The following is a 7,540-nucleotide window of genomic DNA, read 5'->3' as shown; positions in this document are numbered from 1 at the left end:
AATTACTCAAGTGGTCTTTTTGTATATATTTTGTAATTGTTCGATTGCATTCTCTGCTTCTTTCATAACTCGCTCCACTACATACTGAGCTGATTCGATTCGAGCTAATGATGCTGCCTGTCCTGCCCAAAGCGACATATATTCTTCCTTATTTTGCTTCGCTGCCTCTTTGCGTATTTTAGAAGTTAATACGTTTTGCACTGGATACATCGGAAGCCCTTCTTCTTTTCCTTCATGTCTCTCTATAAATTCATTCCGAATACCCCGTGCATATTTCCCGGAAAACGCACGAGTTACAGTTGTGCTCGTATCTGTACTATGTAAAACCGCTTCTTTATACACATCGTGCGTAATACTCTCTTCACTTGTTAAAAAGGCCGATCCCATTTGAACACCTTCTGCTCCTAGTGCCAATGCCGCAACAAGCCCTTGTCCGTTCATTACACCACCTGCTGCGACAATTGGGATATGCGGAATAGCCCCTACTAACTGAGGTATTAACGCAAAAGTACCGATCATAGCATCTCGTTCTTTCCCAATAAACGTTCCTCTATGCCCTCCGGCTTCGCTTCCTTGCCCGACAATAATATCTACTCCTAACTCGGCAAGTACTTTCGCTTCCTTCACATGGGTAGCTGTTCCGATAACTTTTATTCCACTTCTTTTTAAATCATTTATTTCTTCTTTTTCTAACGTTTGAAATGCAAAGCTAACGACTGGTACTTTTTCATCTAATAGCACTTGTAATTGTTCCTTATAGCTTTTTGGAAGCTTTAACGTTCCTTCTACTTCTATACCTAATTCTCTATTCACTCCGCTTAGTAATACTTTCGCCTCATTTACCTTCTCTTCTTCTATTTGTATCTCTTTCGTTACAAGTAAATTAACACCGAAAGGCTTATCTGTTAGTTCTCTTATTCTATAAATCGCTTCACGAATTTGTTCTGGGCTCATATAGCCCGCTCCAAGCGTCCCTAATCCTCCGCTATTACTTACTGCTGCAACAAGTTCTGGCGTCGTAATCGCGCCTGCCATACCGGCTTGAACAACGGGATACTCAATTTTTAATATGTCTGTTACTCGACTTGTAAACATCATTTTCCCTCCTATTTCCCTTATATCTTCTTTATTTGATAAGCTTTCCCCTGCTTTTGCAAGGGTTGAACTTCATATGAAGCGAATATATTGAAAGAGAAGGAGGCTGAGCTTAATGATTTATCCAAATGCATTAAAACAAGGTGATACAGTAATGATTATTGCACCATCTGGTCCACCTACAATCGAAAATGTATTAAAAGGTGTGAATGTATTACAAGAGATGGGGTTATCCGTAATAATCGGGAAGAGTGTTTACGAGAAATATGGATTTTTAGCCGGAAGTGATCAAGTTCGGCTTGACGATATACATGGAGCATTTACAAATAATGAAGTGAAGGCCGTTTTCTGTGCACGAGGTGGTTACGGAAGTGCTCGTCTCCTCCCTCACATTCAATATGAAATCATTCGGCAAAACCCTAAAATCTTTTGGGGGTATAGTGATATTACAGCTTTACATAATGCTTTTTCACGTTATGCAAAGCTTATAACATTTCATGGTCCGATGATTGAAGAACTAGGAAAAGGTATTGATTCCCTATCTTTATCCTCTTTCAATCAACTATTCCATCCGTATTCAACCATTTTATCTGCATCAGAATGTATCGTACCTAGCTCTCACAGTACAGTTACAGGTACGTTAGTTGGAGGAAATTTAGCTGTGTTAACAAGTATAATTGGCTCGCCCTACGAGATAAATACGGACAATACACTTTTATTACTTGAAGACATTGGTGAAGAACCGTACCGCATTGACCGTATGTTAAATCAGCTACTTTTATCTGGAAAGTTTAATGAATGCAGGGGCGTTATTTTCACAAGTTGTCACGACTGCACTCCTTCAAAGCCATCTCAATCATTGCAAACAATATTATATGAGTATTTCACTCCATATGCTATCCCTGTCCTGTTCGGTCTACCGATTGGACATATAAGTCCAAACATTGGGATTCCTCTTGGAGCTACAGCTACAATAAGTACACATAATAAAACACTCTCTATTTCTTCCGGCGTAGCCACCCCGTGTTCAAATTAAAAAGGAAAAGCGATTACGCTTTTCCTTTTATTTATAATAGTTAAAAATTCGTCCAGATGCGATATCTGCAATTTCTTCTGGAATAAATGTTTTACTTATATCAGTGCCAACATTTAATACAGCTATAGCATCTTTCTCAATGCTACCAAATAACTCTTTCCCACGTATCGTAATAAGGGGCGTTCCTTCTGGCAACACATCTTTTACAAATTCCATTTGTGTAAAGAACGGAACGATCCATCTACCTTCTCCTTGGAAATGACGCAAACGAAGTATTCCTTCTGTTGCCCCGTCCTCTGCTTCTAGTGAACCAGCAACATAAAACTCAGTAGATAAGAGCAATTCATAAAATTCCTTTTGCTTCTGTTTATCATCCCCTGCTACAACAAGTACCTCTTCTAATTTCTTTACTGAAATTTGCTCCATATGATGCCACCCCTATTTTCAAAATGATTGTACTTAGATTATACGAAATATTCTTATTTTTTTCTACATAATTTGCAATTATTTTCTTAAAATAATTTTAATACTTCTTTTGTCGTCACAATCGTAGCAAACTCTTCATGTAAATTTACAAGTGTCATATTGTGAATATCCTCTGCACTATACTCCTTACCATCTAAACCTTTACTGTTAAAAGTAGCCGTTGCATCACTCACTAAATATGTTGTAAATCCTAAATTCCCTGCCATTCGTGTCGTAGTTTCCACACAGTGATTTGTCGTTAATCCTACAACCATTACTGCATTACATTTGTTCTTTCTTAATTGCTCTTCTAAATTTGTCCCAATGAACGCGCTGTTAACGAATTTCTGAATAACCACTTCACCAAGTAGTGGTTGCACTTCTTCTTTAAAGTTTACCGTTTCCGCTCTCTCATAAAACATTGACTGCGCATTTTCTTTATTTACATGTTGAATATGAAAAACTGGTCGTTCCCTTTTTCTCCATTCTTCTAATAAAATTCTCATGTTTTCTTCAGCAAAAATATTATTTCTCTCGCCCCAATCTGGTAATTGAAATGCCTTTTGTACATCGATTATGATAAGTGCTATTTGATTTTTCATCATTTCCCCCCTTAATTTGGCTGTAATTGAAATAGAAAACCAAGTTGTTGTGACGCAGTAATAAAGCAAACATAGGCGCAAAGCTCTACAATTTCTTTTTCTGTCCAATATTGTTTTAATACGTGAAACATAGTATCATCTATTGCTTTTCGGTCATGAACAAATGTATGCGCAAAAGTAACGGCTACACCAATCTCCTCTGCCTTTTGCACATCATCAGGTCTTCCTTTTGCCATACAGTACGGACATTCATTCCCATACGCTAATGTTCTTCTCACTTGCTCCTTCAACTCTGCTGAAAGAGTTCCTTTATTGTACAGTGTATCTTCTAACGTACTCCACGAATGTAATATATCCGAATTATGCCCTAATAACTTTTGAAACTTTGTATCTCCTACATTTGATAATGAAATTCTCTCCATCATTTCCCCTCCTATTCCCTTCTGTTTTATTGTAAAATAAATAACGTTCACTTTACATTTCATATGAATCTTAATTTATATTTTCCCTTTACAAAAATCATTATTTTACTGGAGGTATATTTACAAATGCAATTAGACCGTGTTGATCGAAAAATTTTAAATGAATTATATAATGATAGTCGCCTTTCGATGCGTGAATTGGCGAAACGAGTAAACTTATCTGCTCCGTCTACTTCAGAACGTGTTCGTAAGCTCGAAAGCGAAGGGGTTATTCAAAAATACACAATCGATATTGATTATAAAAAGGCAGGACTCGTTTTAGATTGTATTTTAGAAATCACTTTAAAAAATGGTGATACAACACGTATGCAACAGTTTATTCAGTCTTATCCATCTGCAAGTTTTTGTTACCGAGTAACAGGAAGCTTATGCTACATTGTAAAAATTTCTGTTCCTTCACTCGTCGAACTGGAAGAATTTATCAATGATGTTTCTTCATATGCAACGACCGTTTCTCATATCGTATTATCAGAAGTATCTCTTACTCCTGATATTGAACATATCTTCCCAGAAGATTAATTTATTTTTATTCATAAAATATAAAAAAACCCCTTACAATAAGAATAAAAATAATATATTATGTATTAAAATACATAAAGTTCGAGAAAGGGGCTTTACATTGAAAATCTGGTTTTATGAAAAAACGGCACAATTAGATGACTTGCTTGGTATTTGGGACAATGTTCCGACCATCCCGCGAATTGGTGAAAAAGTGGAGATTTTAAAGACGGTCCGCACTGTTACAGATATTAAATATGTAAAGAACGGTAATAATTTTCGTGTGGAAATTATTACAAATTAAAAAGTAGCTCTTAAGGAGCTACTTTTTAATTATCTATTATGTGCTTTCTTTATAACGATTTTATCTTCTTCTACAGATACTGTTACATAATCATTTTCTTCTAACCGAAGCTTATTTACAGCCTCATCTGGTAACTCTATGGCCATCAATCTATCGGTTACGATCACTTGACTATACACTTCATTTTCTTGTGATGAACTCACTACTTTTTGCTCATTTATAAAACGTACTGGTGGCACGCCAACTTCTTTTACTGTACGCCATTGTTTCCAAACATAAGGAATTAACCAAAGTAATCCAACAACTGTAAGACCGATACCAATCCATAAATTACTTTGCGCTTGTAATTCAGTAATTGAGATTGTACCACTTTCTTCTCCACCGAAAAATTGCATACTTGTTGCAATCAAATTATTTAGAGCGTGCACAGCTATATTCGTCCATATATTTTTTGTCTTTATGTATAAAAGACACATAACGACACCAAACATGAACGCACCAATAACATCAAAATGTCCTAAGCCAAAAATAATTGAAGATATAATTACAGCTTTTTTAATTCCCCATTTATAAGCCATTCGCTGTAAGAAAAATCCCCTAAAAATAACCTCTTCCATAATAGGTGCTAACACACATGCTGAAATGAAAGTAAATATCGTCATATATACGTTACTCGTATTAATAACATTTCCGTCTTCTAGCATAGTAACTAAGAAATTCGGTAACGTATGTGCTAATATGTAAAATTGAATCTGAGATATGCCAACTGAAAAAATCATCCCCATTATCGTTGCTAATATAATTAATCCCCAAGGTAAACGTCCTGGCTTATTAAAAAAACTGTTAAATACAATATTATTTTTATTTGTTTTTACGTATAGCCAAAGTAACGGAAATACAAAAAATACAGTTATTTGTGAAATAACCTCCATCGTATTCTCAGAAACATTTGCTAGACCTAATGGGATCATTATAAGGAGCACCCCTATAATCATCCATCCAAAAAAGCTACGTAGCCTTATACGTGAAAATGCATAGTGCATATAGAACACCCCCAAAGATAGTAAAAATACAATAAAACTTTAATCAGTACTTTATAGGCAATCCTTTCCCTATAAATAGCAGGATAATTAAATTATAATATGAATATAGTTGAAATTCTTCCTATTTTTCTCAAATCATTTCAAACAGCATATCTCTTAAAATACCATATCGCTGTTCTTCAAGTTGCAATCTAAGTGAATTTTATGTAATAAAAATCCCCGTTTTTACAAGCGGGGATTTCTTTTATTATAATACGTCACGTTTTTGGAATAATGCACTTGATGCTACAAGTAACACAACAAAGTATGCAGCTACAAGTAATAATGAAGTTGTAAATGTAAATTCTGTAAATGTTGGTTCTACTCCGCCACTAATTAATTTATTGCTATCGTAAGCTCTTAAATCCAAATGGCTAAATACTACAAACTTCGCTACACCTTTTGCAAACATCATTAATACCATGTTAATTGTACCTTGTAAGAATAATAGAAACATCGTAATAATTATTGGTAATACAGACTTTCTAAACACGTTTGCTAAGAAAAATGCAAGTGTTGCAAAGAAAAATGGTGATAACAGCTGATATACAATTGTTTTTAAAGCAATTCCTAACGTTAATTCAGTTTTACTACCGTCCATTACAATTATACCAATAATCATAGCAATTAACGTACTAGCAAATACGATAAATAACATCGTTAATAATACTGTAATATATTTAGAAAATAAAATTGTCATTCGTTTTCTTGGACGAATTAATAATTGCTTAATCGTTCCTTTTTGGAATTCATCTGTAATTGTACGAGAAGCTATTGTAATTCCAAAGATCGTTGTGAATATCATAATTAAGCCGATATTTGAACTTGCAAAATCTAAGTAAGATCCACTTAAGCTACCAGCGTCGCCCCATTTCGCCAATACTACTGTTCCTAAAATCTCTAATAAAGCAATGACACCAATTAAAATATACATACCTTTTTTCGCATGCAACTTTAAAAATTCATTTTGAATTAATTTAAACATTACGCTTTCACTCCCCCAGTAATCGCTAAGAACTCATCCTCTAACGTTTTATTTTGAACAGTAACGCCATATACAAGCACATCAGCATGAACAAGTTTTTTTACAAGTTGCGGAATGTTGTCTTTTGTTACAGATGCTACAATTACATTCCCTTTTGCTTTACCTTTAATGATTTCATTTGCTTTCTGAACTTCATCTACTTCAAACGCTACAACGACTGCCTCATCATGTTTCACTTTTTCATGTAAGTTGTACTCTTGTACAAACTCACCTTGTTTAATAATAACGACGCGATCACACATTAATTCAATTTCACTCAATAAGTGACTTGATACGATTACAGCAATATTCTCTTCTTTCGCTAAACGTTGTAAATAATCACGAATTTGGCGAATACCAGCTGGATCTAGTCCATTTGTCGGCTCATCTAAAATTAAGATTTTCGGCTGATGAAGTAATGCCTGTGCAATTCCTAAACGTTGTTTCATACCAAGTGAATATGTTTTCACCTTTTTATGAATCGCATGCTCTAATTCAACAAGCTTTACAATCTCAGCAATCCGCTCTTTACTAATTGGTGTAATGGCCATATTCGCAAAATGCTTTAAGTTTTGCATTCCTGTCATATAATCATATAGTTCAGGATTTTCTACAATCGCTCCAATTTGCTCTAGTGCCTTTTCACGCTCCGAGCGAATACTATGTCCACAAATTGTAATATCGCCCTCTGTCATTGAAATAAGACCTGTCATCATACGGATCGTCGTCGTCTTACCGCTACCATTCGGTCCAAGGAATCCGTATACTTCTCCTTCACGAACCTCAAATGATAAACCACGAATAATTTCCGTTCCACCAATCCTTTTTCGAACATTCTCTAACTTTACTACTACGTTTCCCAATGCTGATTCCTCCTTTAGACTTCTAGTTTTTTATCGATAATGTGACCTGTAACTACTAGTAATATAATTGTTAATAAACAATTAAAAAA

General features: G+C 35.0%; 10 protein-coding genes and 1 pseudogene. 3 read left to right on the top strand and 8 right to left on the bottom strand.

Features of this window, described 5'->3' with window-relative positions; translation table 11 throughout:
- Nucleotides 1-6: 6 nt before the first annotated feature.
- On the bottom strand, nt 7-1,095 hold the full coding sequence (locus ACQGSG_RS24475) for an NAD(P)H-dependent flavin oxidoreductase (RefSeq protein WP_000495285.1): 1,089 nt from the start codon (nt 1,093-1,095) through the stop codon (nt 7-9).
- A 115-nt stretch (nt 1,096-1,210) separates the two neighbouring features.
- Between ACQGSG_RS24475 and ACQGSG_RS24470 the strand changes: the two genes are divergently transcribed.
- Nucleotides 1,211-2,131 (top strand): S66 peptidase family protein, encoded by a 921-nt coding sequence (locus tag ACQGSG_RS24470; RefSeq protein ID WP_097997930.1) that lies wholly within the window; start codon nt 1,211-1,213, stop codon nt 2,129-2,131.
- Between the two features lie 27 nt (nt 2,132-2,158).
- Here the strand turns inward: ACQGSG_RS24470 and ACQGSG_RS24465 are convergent, their stop codons facing one another.
- From ACQGSG_RS24465 to ACQGSG_RS24455, 3 genes are all read right to left on the bottom strand, one after another.
- Nucleotides 2,159-2,557: an SseB family protein gene (locus ACQGSG_RS24465; protein WP_000435264.1), complete on the bottom strand. Its 399-nt coding sequence runs from the start codon at nt 2,555-2,557 to the stop codon at nt 2,159-2,161.
- 86 nt (nt 2,558-2,643) lie between these two features.
- Nucleotides 2,644-3,198 carry a cysteine hydrolase family protein gene (locus ACQGSG_RS24460; protein WP_141403570.1) on the bottom strand — a complete coding sequence of 185 codons (555 nt, stop codon included), beginning with the start codon at nt 3,196-3,198 and terminating at the stop codon, nt 2,644-2,646.
- 11 nt (nt 3,199-3,209) lie between these two features.
- Nucleotides 3,210-3,620 (bottom strand): carboxymuconolactone decarboxylase family protein, encoded by a 411-nt coding sequence (locus ACQGSG_RS24455; RefSeq protein WP_000439757.1) that lies wholly within the window; start codon nt 3,618-3,620, stop codon nt 3,210-3,212.
- Nucleotides 3,621-3,746: 126 nt separating this feature from the next.
- Here ACQGSG_RS24455 and ACQGSG_RS24450 point away from each other — a divergent pair, with 126 nt between their 5' ends.
- Complete coding sequence (locus ACQGSG_RS24450) at nt 3,747-4,199, top strand: Lrp/AsnC family transcriptional regulator (protein WP_001175505.1); 453 nt, start codon at nt 3,747-3,749, stop codon at nt 4,197-4,199.
- 100 nt (nt 4,200-4,299) lie between these two features.
- The gene (locus ACQGSG_RS24445; protein WP_000707107.1) at nt 4,300-4,482 is read left to right on the top strand and encodes a DUF3913 family protein; all 183 of its coding nucleotides are present in this window, start codon (nt 4,300-4,302) and stop codon (nt 4,480-4,482) included.
- Nucleotides 4,483-4,511: 29 nt separating this feature from the next.
- Here the strand turns inward: ACQGSG_RS24445 and ACQGSG_RS24440 are convergent, their stop codons facing one another.
- From ACQGSG_RS24440 to ACQGSG_RS24425, 4 genes and pseudogenes are all read right to left on the bottom strand, one after another.
- Entirely contained in the window at nt 4,512-5,525 is a 1,014-nt protein-coding gene (locus ACQGSG_RS24440) for a CPBP family intramembrane glutamic endopeptidase (protein ID WP_000558817.1), read from the bottom strand.
- Between the two features lie 247 nt (nt 5,526-5,772).
- Nucleotides 5,773-6,549, bottom strand: coding sequence for an ABC transporter permease (locus ACQGSG_RS24435; RefSeq protein ID WP_000475438.1), 777 nt, complete (start codon nt 6,547-6,549; stop codon nt 5,773-5,775).
- A complete protein-coding gene (locus ACQGSG_RS24430) occupies nt 6,549-7,451 on the bottom strand; it encodes an ABC transporter ATP-binding protein (RefSeq protein WP_000528820.1) in 903 nt (300 codons plus the stop codon). Before ACQGSG_RS24430 ends, ACQGSG_RS24435 begins: the two co-directional genes overlap by 1 nt.
- A gap of 14 nt (nt 7,452-7,465) precedes the next feature.
- Nucleotides 7,466-7,540 (bottom strand): annotated as a pseudogene (locus tag ACQGSG_RS24425) (ABC transporter permease); the annotation flags it as partial.

The sequence above is a fragment of the Bacillus sp. GMa5/1 genome, from assembly GCF_050172015.1.
Taxonomy (GTDB): Bacteria; Bacillota; Bacilli; order Bacillales; family Bacillaceae_G; genus Bacillus_A; species Bacillus_A cereus.
Note: the sequence above shows the minus strand (reverse complement) of the source record. Positions and strands in the feature narration are given on the sequence as shown.

Bases quoted from the DNA above. Each gene is read 5' to 3' on its own strand.
- ACQGSG_RS24470 (WP_097997930.1), top strand. From the start codon at position 1,211: ATGATTTATCCAAATGCATTAAAACAAGGTGATACAGTAATGATTATT.
- ACQGSG_RS24455 (WP_000439757.1), bottom strand. From the start codon at position 3,620: ATGGAGAGAATTTCATTATCAAATGTAGGAGATACAAAGTTTCAAAAG.
- ACQGSG_RS24435 (WP_000475438.1), bottom strand. From the start codon at position 6,549: ATGTTTAAATTAATTCAAAATGAATTTTTAAAGTTGCATGCGAAAAAA.
- ACQGSG_RS24440 (WP_000558817.1), bottom strand. From the start codon at position 5,525: ATGCACTATGCATTTTCACGTATAAGGCTACGTAGCTTTTTTGGATGG.
- ACQGSG_RS24465 (WP_000435264.1), bottom strand. From the start codon at position 2,557: ATGGAGCAAATTTCAGTAAAGAAATTAGAAGAGGTACTTGTTGTAGCA.
- ACQGSG_RS24460 (WP_141403570.1), bottom strand. From the start codon at position 3,198: ATGAAAAATCAAATAGCACTTATCATAATCGATGTACAAAAGGCATTT.
- ACQGSG_RS24475 (WP_000495285.1), bottom strand. From the start codon at position 1,095: ATGTTTACAAGTCGAGTAACAGACATATTAAAAATTGAGTATCCCGTT.
- ACQGSG_RS24450 (WP_001175505.1), top strand. From the start codon at position 3,747: ATGCAATTAGACCGTGTTGATCGAAAAATTTTAAATGAATTATATAAT.